The sequence below is a fragment of the Bacteroidota bacterium genome (assembly GCA_016213405.1).
GTDB lineage: Bacteria > Bacteroidota > Bacteroidia > Palsa-948 > Palsa-948 > Palsa-948.
On sequence record JACRAM010000042.1, the window covers coordinates 1 to 19,177 of the forward strand.

Consider the following 19,177-nt stretch of genomic DNA (forward strand, 5'->3'; position numbering starts at 1 on the left):
GAACACAGAGAAAACAACACGCGGAGAGCCGCAGAGAAAATGCAATCTTGTATTCTCAGCGGTTCTCTGCGTAAAACCTCAGCGAACTCTGCGGTTGGGTTTCCATCCCTTCGGGAAAAAATGTATTTGCGTAACATCAGTAAATAAGTTACCATGAAAAGAATAGTACTCACATCTGCCATCTGCCATTTTACATTTTACATCTTCGCCCAATCCTTCACCCCCGATGTGATTGGTTCGGCAGGAACTTTTGCCACTTCTGCCAGCGGCTCTATGAGCTGGACGATTGGTGAAGTGATGACTGAGACCTATTCCTCCGCCAATAATTTTTTCACACAAGGATTTCATCAGCCCGAATCCATTCCTATTTCCGTCAATGAAATTTCATCTTCACAAAACATTTCCGTTTACCCAAATCCAACATCAGGAGAGTTTACAGTTTACGGTTTACAGTCTGAAGTTCAACTACAGATTTTCAATTCATTGGGTCAAATGGTTTTTGAAACAACTGTAAACAGGAAACAAGAAACCGTAAACCTGAGCGGAGCGAATGGAATTTATCTCCTGAACATCATTAATAAGGAAACAAATACCAGAAGCTCCTATAAAATAAACAAAGCAGAATAAAAAAGCCCATCCCGACCTTCCCCAAGGGAAGGGGCAAGAGCAAACAATATAACCAGTAAATAAAATGAAACACACTAAAAGAACAACGCGAACATTTTTCGCAGCCGGACTCATTGCATTTTTCTTTCTCGCCCCTTCACTCCTGAAAGTCCTTCCCTTCGGGAAGGATTTAGGATGGGCATCCTGTTTTTCCCAGACTCCCCAATCCTTCAAGTATCAATCCGTTGTGCGAAATGCTGCAGGCAACCCCATGGCAAGCGCAGCCATCAGTGTGCGGGCATCGGTTCATGATGGCGCGGCAGCCGGTCCCATTGTATATCAGGAAACACACGCTGTCACCACCAACCAGTTCGGATTGATTACTCTTGAAATAGGAACAGGAACAATAGTGAGTGGAAACTTTTCCACCATCGCTTGGGGAAGCGGAAGCAAGTGGATGCAGATTGAAGCCGACTTCGGAGCAGGATATTTACCCATGGGAACTTCACAACTGCTGAGCGTGCCTTACGCGCTTTATTCGAATAGCGCTGTCGGACCAACGGGTCCAGCAGGAGCAATCGGACTCACCGGTCCAGCGGGCGCAAACGGTACTAACGGAACAAATGGAACGAACGGTGCAAACGGAACGAACGGAACGAACGGTGTAACAGGCGCAACAGGACCAACCGGCTCAGTTGGAAGCCAAGGTTATAGTTGCTGGGATACCAATCAAAATGGGATAAATGACCCTGCCGAAGATGTAAACATAGATGGCTTTTGGAATGTGAATGACTGTAATGCAGGCGTTGCCGTTCCCGGACCACAAGGACCAACCGGAACTCAAGGTCCCACCGGTGCAAATGGAGCTACAGGCACGCAAGGTGTAACTGGTCTGACAGGTTCTATAGGAACCAATGGTGCAACAGGACCAACCGGCTCAGTTGGAAGCCAAGGGTATAGTTGCTGGGATACCAATCAAAATGGGATAAATGACCCTGCAGAAGATGTTAATGTGGATGGCTTTTGGAATGTGAATGACTGCAATGCAGGCGTTGCCGTTCCCGGACCACAAGGTCCAACAGGTGCAGCAGGAACAAATGGAACGAACGGAACAAATGGAACCAACGGAACGAACGGAATTGATGGTGCTACCGGTTCAACTGGCGCAGCAGGAGCAAACGGAACAAATGGCGTAACGGGTCCCACCGGATTAGCGGGAACGAACGGAACAAATGGGGTAACGGGTCCCACCGGATTAGCGGGAACTAACGGAACAAATGGCGTAACGGGTCCAACCGGATTAGCAGGAACTAACGGAACAAATGGCGTAACGGGTCCTACCGGATTAGCAGGAACTAACGGAACAAATGGCGTAACGGGTCCTACCGGATTAGCAGGAACTAACGGAACAAATGGCGTAACGGGTCCCACCGGATTAGCAGGAACTAACGGAACAAATGGTGTAACAGGTGCAACTGGTGCTATTGGAGCAACAGGCGCTCAAGGCACTACCGGTTCAGCGGGGGCAACCGGACCAACAGGCAGCATGGCCGGCTCAGGAACTTTGAATTATGTTCCCAAGTTCACTCCAAACGGAACCACACTTGGCAACTCCCTGATTTTTGATAACGGAACAAATGTGGGAATCGGCACTGCCGCTCCAACAACCAAATTTGAAATTGCCGGAGGAGGATTTAAAGTAACAGCAGGAACCAATTCAGATAAAAACATTTCGCTCACGGGCGGAAACAATACCGGTGGCGGATTGGGCGGTGATATTTCATTGCTTGGCGGACCTGGATATAATATGAGAGGCGGAAACATTTCAATAGATGCCGGATATACTTCCAGTTGGTCGGGCGCGGGCGTTACTTCCGATGTGTTCATCAGGGGAGGAGCCATGGAAGCGTTAGCAAACTATTCTCAAATTCAGGTGGGAGGAGGAAAAGTTATTGCCGGAGGCATCAGTGATGCTCATGGCGGAGACCTTACTCTTTCAGGAGGAAACGGAACAGGAACCAACCGCAATGGCGGAAATATTATTCTCACGCCAGGAGTGCCTACGGGAACGGGAATAGCAGGCAATGTGGGCATCGGAACAACAACTCCGGGCGGGAGATTGCATGTGGTTGGTTCAGGAGGCACATCAAATTTCATCTTTGAAGACGCGGTAACGCCCAATTTGATTTTGCGTACAACCACTGGCAGTTTCGTAAACCTCCAATTTGAAGAAAGCGGAACTTTTCGCTGGCTCCTCAGAAAAGAAAATACGGTAGACCGTTTCGATATAGTGAATGAAACGTCCACGAGTGTTTTGTCCATCCTCCAAAACGGCTATGTCGGCATCGGAACAACTGCTCCCACTTCGCACTTGCATGTGAAGGCAGCAGCCAGCCCGCTTCTGATTATGGTGGAAAATATTGGCGGGAATTTTAAAACCGGATATGGAATTAAAGGCGCTTTGCAGGAATGGTTCATCGGGCAGGAAAATCTTTCTATATCAGGATTCCGCATTGTGGATGTAACAAATCTGAATACCACGCGCCTGCAGATTGCATCCGGCACCGGCTATGTCGGCATCGGAACAACCTCGCCAACAAGTGCATTACAAGTGGTGGGTCTTCCTGTTTACGCAAATAACGCTGCGGCAGTTGGAGGCGGATTAACGGTGGGCGCTTTTTACAGAACCGGTGGCGATCCTGATCTTGTTTGTGTGGTACATTAATAATAAATTAAAATAATTGAAAAGCCTCTCCGATAAATCGGAGGGGTTTTTTTTTATGTTCTACTCGGTTTCCTGTGGGTAACTATCTTTTGATGTATTAAACCTTAGTAGAAAAAATAAACCATACAAATCCAAAACCTTATTAGGGAACCTCTAAAAGCTCATGAACCCCGTAGGATACTTATCCAACGGGGTGAACAATAGAATAATTGAACATTTGAATTACGAAATCAGAAGTAAAATGCATTCACTTCGAATGTTCGCTGTTCAAATGTTCAAATGTTCTTCATTCAAAATAGATTTTAGAGATGCCCATTACTTTATATTGGCGGATAATAAGATAATAAGGTTGAAAAAATTAAGCGCACATTCTTTCTACTAAGGTTAAAAAAAGGTAAATCATCTTCACCCCGTTGGATTCACCCCGTAGGTCGGACGACCAACGGGGCAAGTTTCCTACGGGGTTCACCCACAACAAACCTCGTAGAACCTTTTTTATGGCTTGATTGCCTCTAAACTAAAGTTCTCAGGATTCCTTCCTACCACACCTTTATAAAACTCACGGATGATTTCAAAATCCTTTTCAATGTTCCCGCTTGGAATGAATGATTGTCCGATGAATGCTTCTTTGGTTCCGTAATTTAATCTTCCGAGCACTATCGGAATGTTTGCTTTGATTGCAAGGTGATAAAAGCCAGTTTTCCATTTCTCCACTTTTTTTCTTGTTCCTTCAGGCGTCATCAAAACGATGATTTCCTCCTTGCTGTTCACAAGCGCGACCATGGCATCCACTATATTGCTGTGTTTACTCCTGTCAACCGGTATGCCGCCAAGCCCGCGTAAAAAAACATTAAGCGGAAACCAAAAGAGTTCTTTCTTAGCGAGATATTTTACATCCAGCCCGAATAATTTCCAGGCAAAACTCCCATAGAGAAAATCCCAGTTGCTGGTGTGAGGAGCGGCAACCAGCACGCATTTTTTTATTTCCGCTGGAATTCCTCCGCGGACTTTCCATCCTTTGAGTTTGAAAAATATTCTGGCGATTAGTTTATACATGACTAACAAAAGTAAAATAATTAGTTTTGTACAATGGCTGAAGCAAAGACAATTCCAGCGCCTTCAATAAATCTTGTTGATGAATCTTTTGACATCAAGAAGTCAAACCAATATCATCTTTCTATTCTCGCAAACGAAAATGGTTTTGCATTTGCTGTGCTGGATACAAAGACAAATAAATATCTTGTCCTAAAGGAAACTAAGAGTGTCTCCATTTTCTCCCATTTAGGGGAAGGGGGCAACTGGGCTTCTGTTTCCTGCGCCATCGCTCACAATAAATTCACACTGATTCCGAATCCATTGTTTGATGAGGAGAATAAAAAATCATTGCTTGAGTTCAACCATCCTGTCAGTACGGATGAAAAAATTCATTCTGACATTCTTCGCAACCTGAAAGCGAGAAATCTTTTTTCTGTTTCCGGAAAGTTTGAATCTGAAATCAAAAGTCAGTTTACCAACGCGCGTATCCATCATGGCTTCACGGCCTTCGTGGAAGGATTGCTTGTACATAATAAGAATAATACAGGCAAAAAGGTTTTCGCAAATTTTTATTCCTCTTACTTTGAAATTGCAATTCTTGACGGAAGAAATCTTTTATTCTCTAACTCATTCCAATATAAAACATCCGAAGACATTGCGTATTACATTCTCTTTGTCTATGAACAATTGCACTTAAATCCAGAAACTATTGAACTTGTTTTGTCCGGGGAAATTGAGAAAACCGATAAAGAACATTCGTTGCTTTACACATATATTCGAACTATAAAGTTTGCTTCACTGCCTGAAGGATTCAGCTATAGTTATAAGTTTGAAGAAATTCCCAGTCATAAATTTTTTACTTTATTTAGTCAATATCTGGTAACGAATTAACGAATCTCATTACGAATTTTACAAATCGAACGTGTACTCATTCGTTATATTTGTTACAGATTTGTAATTCGTAACCATGAAAATCTAAAATCAGAAATTGTGAGGATAGTGGGCGGCACACATAGAAGCAGGCAGTTTCATATTCCGGATAATTTAGGAATCCGACCCACCACTGATTTCGCAAAGGAAGCGCTGTTCAACATACTCCACAACAGAATTGATTTCGAAGGGAAAAAAGTTCTGGATTTATTTGGAGGAAGCGGAAGCATCAGTTATGAGTTTGCTTCAAGAGGATGTGCGGAAATTACTACCATTGAAAAAAATCTGAAGAGTTGTGAGTTCATCAAGAAGACCGCAATGGAGTTTAAACTTTCAAATATCAAAGTCATCAAAATGGATGTTTTCAGTTATCTCAAAATGTGCGCTGATACTTTTGATATACTATTTGCTGACCCTCCATTCAAACTGGAAAATATTGCACGCATTCCATCGTTAGTGTTTGAACAAAAACTTCTGAAAGAAAACGGCATATTGATTGTAGAGCACCCGTCAGATGTAAATTTTTCAGGAATAAAAGAGTTAAAAGAAACAAGAGAATATGGTACAGTGAATTTTTCTATCTTCGGAAACAAATGAATAAGATTGCAGTTTTCCCCGGTTCGTTCGACCCAATTACAATTGGTCACGAATCTATTATTCAGCGCGCACTTCCGCTGTTTGACAAAATCATTGTTGCCATTGGCGAAAATTCCACTAAGCAAAGTTTTTTTTCAGCAACAAAAAGATTTGGATGGATAAGAAAAGTTTTTGCTGGAGAGAAAAAAATAGAAGTAAAAACTTACAAAGGGCTGACCATTGATTTTTGTAAAGAAGAAAAATCAAATTATATTTTACGCGGGCTACGCACTTCTGCTGATTTTGAATTTGAGAGGGTGATTGCACAAATGAACCGCTCGATGAATGAGAATATTGAAACCATTTTCATCCTTGCCACTCCTGAACTTTCTGCGATTACTTCTACGGTTGTGCGCGATATTATCCGAAACGGTGGTGACGCAAGTCAGTTTATTCCTTCGACCATCAGAAAGGAATTGAAGCCCCATCCCTAAAGGGAGAATGAAGAATCAGTCATTCATAAACAATTCTGATGAACCGTAGAATATCAAATGTGGAAATGAAAACTATTTTCCTTGCTTTTGCCGTATGCCTTATACCTTATACCTTTTGTCTTTCCCAAACCGTTACCATAAAAGGCAAAGCTGACTCAAGTTATCTTTCCTCGGCAAATACAATTGACGCATATACTTATGACGATTATATTTCTTATCGCGAAAAAGAATTAGCAAGCAGCAAACTTGACGAGAAAGGAAATTTCATCCTAAGTTTTTCTATTTCAGAACCTACATACATTTATTTAATGGTTGACAATGCCAAAGCGGAAATGGTTTGTGAGCCGAACAAAACATATGACATTACTTTTCTTACAAAGGATTCTGATGCGGTAAACACGCTCAGCATTGCCGTTCCCGCTGAGCTGGAATTCAATAATTCAAATAAAACAGAACTGAATTATCTTTTGGCTGATTTTTCAAACCGATATGAATCATTTCTGGAAGACCATCGCGGAATGATTGCAAAAAAAGAATCAGCTATCTTCGGAAAGATTGACACCATGAAAACTCTTTTCAAAAAGAAATATTATCTGTATAATAATTCTTATCTGAACAATCATATTGAATACACATTCGCATCGCTGGTGGCAAGCATTGCTTTGAAAGGAGATGAGAAGGTTTTCAATAACTACATTGAAGGAAAACCCATTCAACTTGGCAATTACGATTATATGACTTTCCTTAACCAATTTTATTCTTCAATATCAAACAGTTTTATGAATAATTCTAAAACACAGACTGAAGTTGAAAAACAGATTTTCTCCTCGCTTAAGGATTATTACAAGCAAAATAAGTTTATTGCAAACGATTCCATTTGCGAAATGGTTATTTTAAAATCACTTGCTGAATATTCTCGCTATCCATCTGCTTACAAAATAAATGCTGTGCTGGCGATTCTGGAGCAGGCAAGCAAACAATGTAAGTCAGAAGCAAATCGCAGAAGCGCTGAAAATCTGAAGAAGAAATTATCCGTGATGAATGTTGGAAAGCCAGCACCTCAGCTTTTTTTCCAGAATATGGATGGGAAATCAGTTTCACTTTCCAATTTTAAAGGGAAATATGTTTACCTCACATTTTGGGCTTCGTGGAGCGCTACCAGCACGCAGGAATTAACACTGATCCCCGAATTGAAAAAATTATACGGAAGCAAAATCACTTTCGTAAGTATCTGTATTGATAAAAAACAGGAGACGATGAAAGTTTTTCTTCAGAAAAACCCCAAACTTGACACCGGCAAAAATGGGGCTGGCTGGAATTTTCTTTACTGCGACAATTATAAAAAAGCAAAAGAAGAATTCAATGTGCTTGCTGTTCCAACTTACTTCATGCTTGACCCAAAAGGAAATGTTTACAAATCGCCCGCTCCCAATCCAATTGATATAGAGCCCGTGTTCATCAAGATTAAAAAGAAGCAGCAGTAAGAACTTCCCTCAAAGACGGATAAATCTTGCTCCACACTTTTTTCACTTCATCCTTACTCATCCATTCCACTTTTAAAATTCCTTCTTCTGTCTGGGGTTTTGGTTTCGTGTTATCGCAGCAAGTCATTTCATACCAATAGGTGCGTTTGATCCACTCGTGCTTGTCCTGAAAGAAAATATGATGCGTGAGCATTAACTCGCTGGTAATTCTCAGATTTTTCACTCCGCACTCTTCCTCCACTTCGCGAAGAGCGGTTTGGTCGGACGCTTCTCCTTTTTCTATTTTTCCTTTCGGCAAATCCCAATGTCTGTTTCGGTAAATCATGAGCAGGCTTCCTCTGTCATTCCGCACTACTCCCCCCGATGATTCAATATATGCAAACAGGGAGCGAAACACCTTCCAGATTATTACTTCATCTCCAATAACAATTAATTTTTTCACTCTCGTTTGTTTAGCAAATGCTTTGTATTCTCTATGAAGTTCTTCGGCTGATTTGAATTCAATCACTTTCGAGTTTTTCTCATCTCTTAAAATTTTCCTGCCGGAAATCATTATGCACTTCTCGCCTGAAAAAACTTTATACATTTGTGTCAACTAAAACTAGTTTATGATCGTAAGTCAGGATACCGCAGTAAAAATAGCGGAGCATCTTTTGCAAATTAAAGCAATTAAATTACAGCCCTACAAACCATTCATATGGGCATCGGGCTGGAAAGCGCCTATCTACTGCGACAACAGACGTACGCTCTCGTATCCGAAGATCAGAAATTATTTGCGCGACCAGTTCATCAAAGTCATTCAGGAAAAAATGGGAAAACCCGATGTGATTTGCGGTGTTGCAACCGGTGGAATCGCGCACGGAATGATGATTGCCGATACGCTGAATCTTCCGTTCTGCTATGTGCGTGCCGAAGCAAAAGTTCACGGACTGACGAACCTTATTGAAGGAGTGGTGGGTGCCGGTCAAAAAGTCGTCATAGTTGAAGATTTGATTTCAACTGGAAAAAGTTCTCTCAAAGCAGTTACTTCGCTGCGCAACGCAGGATGCACCGTACAGGGAATGATTTCCATTTTCACTTATAATTTCAAGATTTCTGCTGATGCATTCAAAAAAGAAAAATGCCCCGTGTTTCATCTCTGCGATTACGAAACCCTCACTAAAGAAGCGCTCAAGAAAGGAGTAATCACCAAGGCAGATATCGCTCTGCTGAAATCCTGGCGCGAAGCTCCTGAAAAGTGGGGGCAAGATGGAAAAGAGCCCGTTCGGCCAATGGGAGGAATGAAATAATATTCTAGCTTATCAATTTTTCTCATGCGCATTGAAAGTGATAAATCCGAAATCAATAAACCTGCATCAGAAGTTTTTTCTTTCCTCAGTGATTTTAATAATTTTCAGAAACTGATGCCCGAGCAGGTGACTAATTGGAAAAGCACTGCCGATGAATGTTCTTTCACCATCAGCGGTATGGCAACGATAGGAATGAAGATTATTGAGAAAATTCCGAATACGTTAGTGAAAATTTCTTCCGCTCCCGCGTTAGTCGGCACAAGTTCTAAAATGCCATTGGATTTTACATTAGGCATCTATCTCACTGAAACTGCTCCCGTTCAATGCACAGGGCAATTCATCTTTGAATCCGATATCAACCCTATGATGAAGATGATGCTGGAAAAACCATTGACTAAATTTTTTAATTTTTTAGCGTGGAAGATGAAAGAGATTTCATAAAAAAGATATTTCCTTCACATCGCATTCTAGCACTTCTCCTCCCTCTCTTTCCAAAACTAATTTTCCAATTTTTGAAACACCAATAATTCTTGCTTTTATAATTTCTCCTTTATAATTGTAATTTGCCCATTCATCAAAGCGATAAATATTTTTCAGATAATCTGAATCAATTTCTTTAGAATGGTTTCGTAGTTGCAAATATCTTTTTTCAATGCATGAGCAAAGTTGCTCAAAGCATTCTTCTAAATGAAATTCTTTTCCTGTTTCTAATTTCATCGAGGTCGGATTTAGAAGTTCAGCAGAAAATTTTTCCTGATTCACATTTATTCCGATTCCAATTATTGAATGGCACAAAGAATTGCCGCTTACGGAGTTTTCAATCAGTATGCCAGCGACTTTTTTGTTTCCGATATAAATGTCGTTAGGCCACTTAATTTTAACAGAGGCAAGTGACAAGGGACGAGGGATGAGAGAAATAATAAAGTCTGCTACCGCCACTGCAATTGCCTTACTCAACACAAACTGCTCATCAGGCTTGAGGAAGGTCGGTTTAAGCAAAATGCTGAGTGTAAGATTTTTACCTGACTCGCTTTCCCAATTCGTACCGCGCTGTCCCCTCCCCCGTTCTTGCTTCTTAGTAATCACTACTGCTCCCTCCGGAAGGTTATCTGTTGCTAATAATTCTATCAAATGAGAATTTGTGGAGTCTGTTTTATCAAGTTTGATACAATATTGTCCGGTAAAAAGCGTCTTCATAAGTAAAAGCGAAAGTAATAATTCCTTTACCATATTGTGAGAACTGGACTGAGGCGAATGAGGTAGAAAAAGTGTATCTTTGCTATCTAATTAAAATATGACTGTAAAACTGAAGAACACGAAGAAAAAACAGGCGACTTCAACTGAATTAATCCGACACGCTGTTAAAGGCATTGAAGAAAAAAAAGGAAGCGACATCGTCTGCATCAACCTTAAAAAAATTCCGAATTCTGCCTGTGATTATTTTCTGATTTGCGAAGGAAATTCACGCACGCAGGTACAGGCGATTGCGGGAAGCGTTGAAGAGATGGTAAAACAAAATACAGGCAGCCGCCCCTGGCACGTGGAGGGTTTGCAGAATGCGGAATGGGTTTTGATGGATTATGTGGATGTGGCTGTACATATTTTTCAGCCTGAAGCACGAAGCCACTACAATCTTGAAAACATGTGGGCAGATGCCGACATTAAAGAAATAAAAGAAGAAGTGACAAGAAAAGAAACAGTAAAGAAAAAAACTAAAAAGAAAATTGTAAAAGCAAAGAAAAAAGTTGTAAAAAGAAAAATCAAGCGTAAAAAATAATCTGGTAATCTTGAATTTATTTTTATCGGTGTAATCATGGCGAATGAACAAAATATAAAAAACGAAGTGAAAAAACCAGAGGGCAAAAAAGAACTTGACCCAAAGGAGCAGTTGAAGAAGATTAAGAACAAGCTTCCTAAAGGTTCCGGTAATTTTAATTTCTACTGGATTTACATAGTGATTCTTGTTGGACTCGCACTGATGTGGTTTCCGAATTTTACGGACAACACTCAAAAAATTGAGTGGCCTGATTTTGTAGAGAATGTACTCAAGACAGGCGATGTGCGCAAGATTGTGATTGTGAATGATCAATCTGCGGAAATTTATATCAAGACAGACCGCCTGAAAGAAGCCAAATATGAAAAAGTGCGAGAGCGACCAATTACCAAAGAATTAAATCCCGGTCCTCACTTCATGATGAAAGTAGAAAAAGAATCTTTCACTCGCCAATTGGATGAAGCTCAAAAAAATCTGGACCAGAAAGACCGCGTTCTTCCCAGCAGCGAAAATCGCACAGGCATGAGTGAATACATGGGCTGGATACTTCCACTTCTTTTAATCATTGGCGTTTGGTTTTTATTGATGCGAAGAATGACCGGAGGAACAGGAGGCGGAGGTCCCGGTGGAATTTTCAACATCGGAAAATCAAAAGCCGCACTCTATGACAAAGACACGCAGGTGAACATCACGTTCAACGATGTGGCGGGATTGGAAGAAGCAAAAATAGAAATCAAAGAGATTGTAGATTTTCTAAAGAGCCCGAAAAAATATACTGAACTTGGAGCAAAAATTCCAAAAGGCGCTCTGCTTGTTGGCGCTCCGGGAACAGGAAAAACTTTATTAGCGAAAGCAGTTGCAGGAGAAGCGAAAGTTCCTTTCTTTTCTCTTTCAGGTTCGGATTTCGTAGAAATGTTTGTGGGCGTAGGAGCATCGCGCGTACGAGATTTATTCCGCCAGGCAAAAGAAAAAGCTCCGTGCATAATTTTCATAGATGAAATTGACGGTATTGGGCGCGCGCGCGGAAGAGGACCCATTCAGGGAGGGAACGATGAGCGCGAAAGCACGCTCAATCAGCTGCTCACAGAAATGGACGGCTTCGGAACAAACAGCGGTGTAATTCTTCTTGCTGCAACCAACCGCGCAGATATTCTTGACAGAGCATTGCTCCGTGCCGGAAGATTTGACCGGCAGATTTATGTTGACCTCCCCGATTTGCAAGAGCGCGATCAGATTTTCAAAGTGCACATCAAGCCGCTCAAACTCGGAAAAGATGTTGATACCGCATTTCTTGCCAAACAAACTCCCGGATTTTCAGGCGCTGACATTGCTAATATCTGCAACGAAGCCGCCCTGATTGCTGCCAGAAAAAATAAAAAAGATGTGGAACGTCAGGATTTTCTTGACGCAGTTGACAGAGTGATTGGCGGGTTGGAAAAGAAAAATAAAATTGTTTCTTCTGAAGAAAAAAAAGTAATCGCTTATCACGAAGCGGGTCACGCAACAGTAAGCTGGCTGCTGGAACATGCAAGCCCACTTATAAAAGTCACCATAGTTCCGCGCGGAAAATCACTCGGAGCTGCCTGGTATCTTCCTGAAGAACGGCAAATCACTACCAAAGATCAAATGCTGGATGAAATCTGCGCTGCGTTGGGCGGGCGCGCTGCAGAAGAGGTGGTTTTCGGAAAAGTTTCCACGGGTGCACTCAGCGATCTGGAAAAAGTTACCAAGCAATCGTACGCCATGGTGATGTATTACGGACTGAATGAAAAAATAGGGAACATAAGTTATTATGATTCCACTGGCACGTATGAAAATTCTTTTCATAAACCATACAGCGAAAAAACTGCTGAACGGTTTGACATGGAAGTGAAAGAAATTCTGGAAACTGCTTATATTAGAGCGAAAGACATCCTCACCAAACACAAAGATAAATTAACAAAACTCGCTCAGTATTTATTAGACAAGGAAGTTATTTTTAAAGAAGACCTGGAAGAAATTTTTGGCAAGCGCCTCTATGATTCTGCCGAAGAAAGAGAGGAAAAGCATATGAAAAAAATAGTAGCTTCTGAAAACAGCAAGTCTACTATAGCTAAAAATGAAAACAATTCGAATGGAAGCAATGGCACGGAAGAAAAAAAATCTGATGAGCCCACACCGAATGATTCTAAAGATTCAGATGAAAAGAAACAAACCACTCTATTCTGAGCGGCATGTATGACGAAAGCACCACGAAGGAAAAAATCCTGAAGAAAGTCAGGAAGGCGCTGATTCATAAATCCGCTGGCGCCATAAATGTAGATTTTGACAGCGACATTTACCAGAAAGCGACAGAGCCTCTCGAAATTCTTTTTGCACAGCAGTTAACCAAGCTCAACGGAAAATTTATTTACTGCGAAAATGAAAATGAACTTTGCAGCAATCTTTCCGATTTAATTTCTGAAAATAAATGGGATAAAGTTTTTTGCTTTGAGAAAAAGATGAAAGAACTCCTAAAAAAAACACAAATCAGTTTTTCGGAAAACGAAAAAGATATCGCTCACGTGAATGTGGGCATTTCCCTCTGTGAATTTCTTGCAGCAAGAACAGGAAGCGTGTTTGTTACTTCCCGGCAAAACGCAGGAAGAAGATTGCCTGCCTTTTCCAACTACCATATTGTTATCGCTTATTCATCACAACTAGTTTACACAATCAAAGAAGCGCTGAGCGGAATCAAAAAGAAATACGAAAAAGATTTTCCTTCAATGGTTGTGAATATAACGGGACCCAGCCGCACGGCTGATATTGAAAAAACTCTGGTGCAAGGAGCTCACGGACCAAAAGAGATATATGTTTTTTTAGTGGATGAATAATGGAAAAAGACTGGGTTTGCATTCGTACTGCTTCTACATCTCAAGACGCTGAAATAATAAAAGGTTTGCTGATCTTCAATGAGATCAACAGCGTTGTCATCAATAAACAGGATTCTTCTTACAATATGTTTGGATATTTTGAAGTGTATGTGAACCGAGATGATGCAGTGAAAGCAGAATTTGTGTTAAAGGAAAACAACAGCCCATCCTAGCCTTCCCGAAGGGAAGGAACAAATACATAATTCGTACATTCGTAATCATGAATAATTTTTGGACAAGAACTCTTACTGGCGCGGTGTTTCTGGTAGTGATGGTTGGGGGAATAATCTGGAATTTCTGGTCATACATTGCCCTGTTTTCATTAATTCCCTTGCTGGGAGTATGGGAATTCTATTCGTTGATGAAAGAAAGAATTAGCTTGTCTCAGAAAATTGCCGGTACATTATTAGGATTGATATTACTATTGGCTTCGGGAGGAAAATATTTCGTTCAGGTATCAGACAATTTATTTTCAAATGGATTATTTATCATCATCCTCATCTTCCCACTGTTTTTGATTGTCCGTTTATTCCGTCCCGCTGAACTCTTTACGGTTTTTTCACCTGTCTTGTTTGGAATTCTATATGTAATATTTCCATTTTGTTTTTTACTTCTTTCTTTTTCGTCTGAAAGTTACTGGAACAGTCATAATAATTCTAACATTATTCTCGGATTTTTTTTCCTCATCTGGTCTAACGATACATTCGCATATCTGGTCGGAAGATCATTCGGCAAAACAAAATTATTTGAACGGGTTTCTCCAAAGAAAACATGGGAAGGAACAATCGGAGGAGTTATCTGCACGCAAGGAATCGCTTATATCCTTTCAATTTATTTTACTGAACTCGCAATCATTCAATGGATGGTCGTTGCTGCTATTGTTTCTGTTTTCGGAACTCTTGGCGATTTAGTAGAATCCATGTTCAAACGAAGTCTGGGCGTAAAAGATTCAGGAAATATTCTGCCGGGTCACGGAGGAATTCTGGATAGGTTTGATGGAGTTCTTCTCTCCTCCCCCTTTGTGATGACTTATTTAATGCTGGTGCGTTAAAATTTTCTGACAAGCTTCACATACAATCCCATTCCGTAAGAAGTCTGTGCAATGCCTGAGAAAAGATAATCATCTATCACATGAAGGGAATAATGTTTTGCAAAATCAATTCTCGCTTCTATACCTGCGTAGAATCTGCCATAACCACCATAGCCAATGTTATAAGCTAAGTCAGCAGTTTTTTTTCTTCCGACAATAAAATGAAGCTTTGCATAAAAATATGGTTTGGCTGAAGTATTGAACCACCAGACAATTCCTTTCTCAATTGCAATTGTTGTTCCATAATACGATTTTGTATGAATGTCAAATGTGCAGGGAATTTTAGATATGAATTTATCTTTTTTAAACTTTGTATTCCTGTCAATCGCGCTGTCGATATTCAGCAGAGATGAGCTGCTGTCAAGATTAAAAAGATCATTTACATCAATTCCGTTATAGTGATACGATGAATCAACAGAATATTTCATGGAGTTGCTGTTCCATCGTATAAAACCCAAATCCTTCACTTCAAAAGTTATTCTTCCGTGTTTTTTCCAGAACTCATAAGGCATTTCATAATAAAAGTCGGTTGACAGTCCCATACCGTTTTGAGAAAAATATTTTTTTTGAGAAGTATCTGTTTGGAGAACTTCCATCTGCAGAAACAAATCCATGTACGTTCCGTCATTCGCAGTAAATAAATCTGCAGTCGGAGCTTTAATAGAAATATTTTGTTCTCCGCTAAGCAAAGAAAAAGCAAATCCATAAGACCCATGGTTATAATTTCCCTCCCAATTCCATCCGAAATAAAACTGCTGATAACGGAGAAAGTCTAACGAGAAATTACCCAGATAGGCAGTATTGCCTTCAAACATTTTATTGCCATAAAATAATGTATAAAATAAATCATCAGAAAATTTCATATCCAAATGCCCGCGATCAAAGAAAGAAAAAGAAAAAATTGGTTTGTGGATGCCTTCCAGGGGGTGATGAGAATACGTAAGCCCTATTTTTGTTGCGCTACCCAATCGGTTGCTGGTTAATAATTTTTCAGCAGCACTTTCTTTCAGAAGGCTGTCAATGAAATCGCCTTTGTAGAATGCAAAAATAAAATCATTATTGATAGTGTTTGAATTCAGAAATCCTTCGCCAACAAATTCAATGGTTTGTTCGGATTTTTTTTGCACAACAACGGAATCCTGCGCCCATCCGTTCTCCTTCCAGAATGAAAGAAAGGAAACAACAACTATAAGAAACATTCTCTGATGCATATTATTTCCCCACCGTGTAATTAAAATCTCCAACCAGTTTAACATTCATTTGATAAAAATCATAAATCTTTACATAATTGGGCTGTCCTGCTGTGTTGAATTTTATTTTAAGGTACATTTTTTTTGTTGAACGGAGCAAATTCATTTTATCCTCACTTATTGAAACAGCGAGTTTAGTAAGGCGCTGCCCGGCACAAATATAATTTGCATCCAACTGGGGAGCAAGAATCATATTCGGAGTGTTAATAAGAGAATCAACAATCATAAGATTATCGTTCATTAAATATAATTGCGCTTCGGCAGTGAAAGGGAAACCATTTTCAGCATAAAGATAAAGTATTCCGTGATTGAAATTATCGGCACTTGCATCCATTTTAAAATCCATTGTATCAGCCATAGTGAGGTTATTTGCAACAAGTGAAAGGGGAATAGTCATATTGAAATTAGTTTTTATCAGTTTATTGTAATAAATAAAATCGTTGCTGCCAGAAACATTTCCAAGAGGATTGATTTCAAAATTCATCTGGTAACTCATTCTGTCCGGAAGATTTTGTATAAACGGAAGAATATTAGAAGGAGATGATGGCTTGATTGAAAATTGATAAAGGGAAGAAGTTACATTCCCATTATTATCCACCGCCCGATTAATATTTACTGGTGAGCCGATGATTGGATGTTGAAGGGAAATACTATCACCCGTTCTTGTATTAATGGAAGAAAGATTATTAATAGCAAATGTGGCATCCGCGCCAATGCTGTTCTCAATACTAAAGCCGATGTCAATGTCTTCAAGGTTTAATGTGCCATCAATTATATGCTTGAACAAAGAAAAGGTAGAACTGCCTGCTGTGTCTTTAACTGTGTGTCCGAAATATCCTTTGGCGTATTGGGGAACCATGTCCACAAAGCTATTGCCGATATAAATGCTGTCGCAAGGCGTAACGGTAACATTAGATAATGCGGCAGGATTTATTTGCGCGCTTACATTGGTAACTAAAGTATTGTAGTCGCTTCCGCTTGTGCCTCTAAAGTCAAGAGAATAACCAGACATATCATACGTAGCAGTAAAAACAGTTGGTATTCCCGGGCATCCGCCACCTGTTTGCGCAGGCACATCAAATGTTTTATCAAAAGAAAGATTATTAATCTTAGCGCTTGGAATCTGATATCTGACACGAATCATTTCTTCAACTCGATTTCTTACCACCACTACCAATTTCCCTGATCGCACATCTACTTTTGTCAACTGCGCTTTATTAGGAATAGGAAATTTTTGTTCCTGATCGACAGGATTTACAAAAAAGGTGCCCGCTGGAAGAGAAAGAGTAAATGGATTTGATGTATAAATTGTGTCAATGGTAGTATCAGGAATGCTGATGGTAGAAAAAGAATAAAGACTTGTATTATAAACAATATCCAATGAGTTATCAGGATTGTGATTAAGTAATGAATTCGGAATAATATTATTAATGGTAAGAGTAGATTTCACCAGCGGAGCTAAAACATCCACATCCCAGGATGGGTTCTTTTTTTCTTTTCGGCAGGAGAAAAACAGTAAACAGTAAACAGTAAACAGTAAACAGTAAACAACTGTAATCTTTAGTTTCATGAAAAATTATTTTTTCTTTTCCTTATCGCATTTCTCCACATAATCCTGTGCATCCATATTGCCAAGCGCTGCGGCTCTTCTATAATCATTACAGGCGCCTTTGCTGTCATTCATAGCATTTCTCAGCGCTCCGCTTTTCATAAAGGCAAGCGCATCTCCGGGTCTTAGGCGCTGCACCTGCTGGTAATCAAACAATGCAGATGAATTTTTTCCCATTCCCTCGCAGGTGTATGCTCTGTACAAATAGGCATCAGAAAGTTTCTCATCTATTTTTATTGCCATGCAAAGGTCATCAAATGCTTCCTGAAATTTGTTCTTTGAATAATATGCCATGCCCCTTCCATAGTATGCATCTACACTCTTTTTCTGGTTCAACGAAATGGCTTTGTCAAAATCGCTCATAGCCAGATCATAGTTGCCAAGACCTAAATAAGCTCTGCCTCTTATGCCGAGATAATTGGCGCTGTCCGGACAAAGTTTTATTGTTTTCTGAATCACATCCAATGCGCCCGCATAATCATTCAGACGGACTTTTGATGATGCATCCTTGTATGCAGCAACCGCTTCCTTCCAGCAGAATTTTTCATCAAACATTTCTCTCGCGCTTGAATCTTTTAAACTTCCTGCCATACCCAAATCAATGCATCCTTCCTCTTTTTTTCCGGTTGACCATAATAGTTTTCCGCGCTGATAATAAGCGGCTCCCATTGCAGGGTTTATTTTTATTGCCATTGTAAAATCATTCATTGCTTCATCATTTTTTCCTATAGTGGAATAAGAATATCCGCGCAGATAATAGGGGATGGCAAAAGCATCACCACCCGACAAAGGGGGGATTACAGAAGAACCCTCACTAAGATATTTTTGAACTTCTGATTCATTTTGTTTGATTGCGCTGGTAAAATCATAAATAGCGCCTGCATGATTGCCTGCCTGCTGTTTTACTTTTCCGCTTTCAACTAAGGGATCGGATTGAGCTGAAAGATGGCAGATGGCAGATGGCAGATGGCAGATGGCAAAAATAAAAATTGCTGAAACTATTTTTTTCATAGAGATTTATATCGAATAAGGGTTTATGTCAGGGCTGAAGCCCATTCGGTTTTGTTTTTACTAACCCCGACCTTAAGGTCGGGGTTAATTGCATGGATAATCTTTCGGGCTTTAGCCCTGAATATTATTGAATGGAACATATAATCCTTATTCGGTATATTGTCTATAGAAGAAGAAATAGTATTAGTTTGACAAAACTAAGAAAACCCTACTAATGTACGATTGGAAATTGTTTTATTGCTAAATTGTTTCATTGTTAAAAACAGCAATAGACATTATTCCGAATAAGAAACAGTATAAAAGTATGGTACAGATAACAGATATTTTCAGATTTACAGAGTTCGGATTGGCTGTTTATCAGAAAATCTGTGTGAATCTGTTATCTGTATCAAGGCAGCTTTAATGTACAATCC

At 40.1% G+C, this 19,177-nt stretch carries 19 protein-coding genes; 13 read left to right on the forward strand and 6 right to left on the reverse strand.

Translation table 11 applies throughout. From position 1 onward, the window contains the following. Positions 1 to 153 precede the first annotated feature (153 nt). The gene (locus HY841_04415; GenBank protein ID MBI4929984.1) at positions 154 to 627 is read left to right on the forward strand and encodes a T9SS type A sorting domain-containing protein; all 474 of its coding nucleotides are present in this window, start codon (positions 154 to 156) and stop codon (positions 625 to 627) included. A gap of 64 nt (positions 628 to 691) precedes the next feature. Continuing rightward, a complete protein-coding gene (locus tag HY841_04420; protein MBI4929985.1) occupies positions 692 to 3,331 on the forward strand; it encodes a collagen-like protein in 2,640 nt (879 codons plus the stop codon). A 495-nt stretch (positions 3,332 to 3,826) separates the two neighbouring features. Here HY841_04420 and HY841_04425 read toward each other — a convergent pair whose 3' ends face one another. Beyond that, positions 3,827 to 4,387, reverse strand: a complete 561-nt coding sequence (locus HY841_04425) for a 1-acyl-sn-glycerol-3-phosphate acyltransferase (protein ID MBI4929986.1) — start codon at positions 4,385 to 4,387, stop codon at positions 3,827 to 3,829. A gap of 33 nt (positions 4,388 to 4,420) precedes the next feature. Between HY841_04425 and HY841_04430 the strand changes: the two genes are divergently transcribed. The 4 genes from HY841_04430 (at position 4,421) to HY841_04445 (ending at position 7,850) form a co-directional block, all read left to right on the forward strand. Further along, positions 4,421 to 5,257 carry a DUF3822 family protein gene (locus tag HY841_04430; GenBank protein MBI4929987.1) on the forward strand — a complete coding sequence of 279 codons (837 nt, stop codon included), beginning with the start codon at positions 4,421 to 4,423 and terminating at the stop codon, positions 5,255 to 5,257. 99 nt (positions 5,258 to 5,356) lie between these two features. Beyond that, the gene (locus tag HY841_04435; protein MBI4929988.1) at positions 5,357 to 5,893 is read left to right on the forward strand and encodes an RsmD family RNA methyltransferase; all 537 of its coding nucleotides are present in this window, start codon (positions 5,357 to 5,359) and stop codon (positions 5,891 to 5,893) included. Continuing rightward, on the forward strand, positions 5,890 to 6,366 hold the full coding sequence (gene coaD, locus HY841_04440) for a pantetheine-phosphate adenylyltransferase (GenBank protein ID MBI4929989.1): 477 nt from the start codon (positions 5,890 to 5,892) through the stop codon (positions 6,364 to 6,366). Before HY841_04435 ends, coaD begins: the two co-directional genes overlap by 4 nt. Positions 6,367 to 6,404: 38 nt before the next feature. Further along, positions 6,405 to 7,850 (forward strand): TlpA family protein disulfide reductase, encoded by a 1,446-nt coding sequence (locus HY841_04445; GenBank protein ID MBI4929990.1) that lies wholly within the window; start codon positions 6,405 to 6,407, stop codon positions 7,848 to 7,850. Here the strand turns inward: HY841_04445 and HY841_04450 are convergent. Next, positions 7,831 to 8,436, reverse strand: coding sequence for an NUDIX domain-containing protein (locus tag HY841_04450; GenBank protein ID MBI4929991.1), 606 nt, complete (start codon positions 8,434 to 8,436; stop codon positions 7,831 to 7,833). The two genes, HY841_04445 and HY841_04450, sit on opposite strands and share 20 nt — an antisense overlap. A gap of 22 nt (positions 8,437 to 8,458) precedes the next feature. On the opposite strand from HY841_04450, the gene HY841_04455 reads away from it, so the two are divergent. Together HY841_04455 and HY841_04460 are read left to right on the forward strand one after the other, a co-directional pair. Then, complete coding sequence (locus HY841_04455) at positions 8,459 to 9,139, forward strand: orotate phosphoribosyltransferase (protein ID MBI4929992.1); 681 nt, start codon at positions 8,459 to 8,461, stop codon at positions 9,137 to 9,139. Between the two features lie 24 nt (positions 9,140 to 9,163). Further along, positions 9,164 to 9,580, forward strand: coding sequence for an SRPBCC family protein (locus HY841_04460; protein ID MBI4929993.1), 417 nt, complete (start codon positions 9,164 to 9,166; stop codon positions 9,578 to 9,580). Here the strand turns inward: HY841_04460 and HY841_04465 are convergent. Continuing rightward, positions 9,575 to 10,336: a biotin--[acetyl-CoA-carboxylase] ligase gene (locus HY841_04465; protein MBI4929994.1), complete on the reverse strand. Its 762-nt coding sequence runs from the start codon at positions 10,334 to 10,336 to the stop codon at positions 9,575 to 9,577. The two genes, HY841_04460 and HY841_04465, sit on opposite strands and share 6 nt — an antisense overlap. A 97-nt stretch (positions 10,337 to 10,433) precedes the next feature. On the opposite strand from HY841_04465, the gene rsfS reads away from it, so the two are divergent. From rsfS to HY841_04490, 5 genes are read left to right on the forward strand one after another with little or no spacing between them, the layout of a single operon-like run. Then, positions 10,434 to 10,916: a ribosome silencing factor gene (gene rsfS / locus HY841_04470; protein ID MBI4929995.1), complete on the forward strand. Its 483-nt coding sequence runs from the start codon at positions 10,434 to 10,436 to the stop codon at positions 10,914 to 10,916. A gap of 36 nt (positions 10,917 to 10,952) precedes the next feature. Continuing rightward, complete coding sequence (locus HY841_04475; protein ID MBI4929996.1) at positions 10,953 to 13,121, forward strand: ATP-dependent metallopeptidase FtsH/Yme1/Tma family protein; 2,169 nt, start codon at positions 10,953 to 10,955, stop codon at positions 13,119 to 13,121. Positions 13,122 to 13,126: 5 nt separating this feature from the next. Further along, positions 13,127 to 13,765: an LUD domain-containing protein gene (locus HY841_04480; protein MBI4929997.1), complete on the forward strand. Its 639-nt coding sequence runs from the start codon at positions 13,127 to 13,129 to the stop codon at positions 13,763 to 13,765. Further along, positions 13,765 to 13,977 carry a DUF2007 domain-containing protein gene (locus tag HY841_04485; protein MBI4929998.1) on the forward strand — a complete coding sequence of 71 codons (213 nt, stop codon included), beginning with the start codon at positions 13,765 to 13,767 and terminating at the stop codon, positions 13,975 to 13,977. Before HY841_04480 ends, HY841_04485 begins: the two co-directional genes overlap by 1 nt. Positions 13,978 to 14,024: 47 nt before the next feature. Further along, a complete protein-coding gene (locus HY841_04490; protein MBI4929999.1) occupies positions 14,025 to 14,855 on the forward strand; it encodes a phosphatidate cytidylyltransferase in 831 nt (276 codons plus the stop codon). On the opposite strand, the gene HY841_04495 is transcribed toward HY841_04490, so the two are convergent. The 3 genes from HY841_04495 to HY841_04505 are packed head-to-tail and all read right to left on the reverse strand — an operon-like array spanning position 14,852 to position 18,764. Beyond that, on the reverse strand, positions 14,852 to 16,093 hold the full coding sequence (locus HY841_04495) for a hypothetical protein (GenBank protein MBI4930000.1): 1,242 nt from the start codon (positions 16,091 to 16,093) through the stop codon (positions 14,852 to 14,854). The genes HY841_04490 and HY841_04495 overlap by 4 nt on opposite strands. Positions 16,094 to 16,106: 13 nt before the next feature. After that, complete coding sequence (locus tag HY841_04500) at positions 16,107 to 17,714, reverse strand: hypothetical protein (GenBank protein MBI4930001.1); 1,608 nt, start codon at positions 17,712 to 17,714, stop codon at positions 16,107 to 16,109. A gap of 6 nt (positions 17,715 to 17,720) precedes the next feature. Next, positions 17,721 to 18,764 (reverse strand): tetratricopeptide repeat protein, encoded by a 1,044-nt coding sequence (locus tag HY841_04505; GenBank protein MBI4930002.1) that lies wholly within the window; start codon positions 18,762 to 18,764, stop codon positions 17,721 to 17,723. Positions 18,765 to 19,177 lie beyond the last annotated feature (413 nt).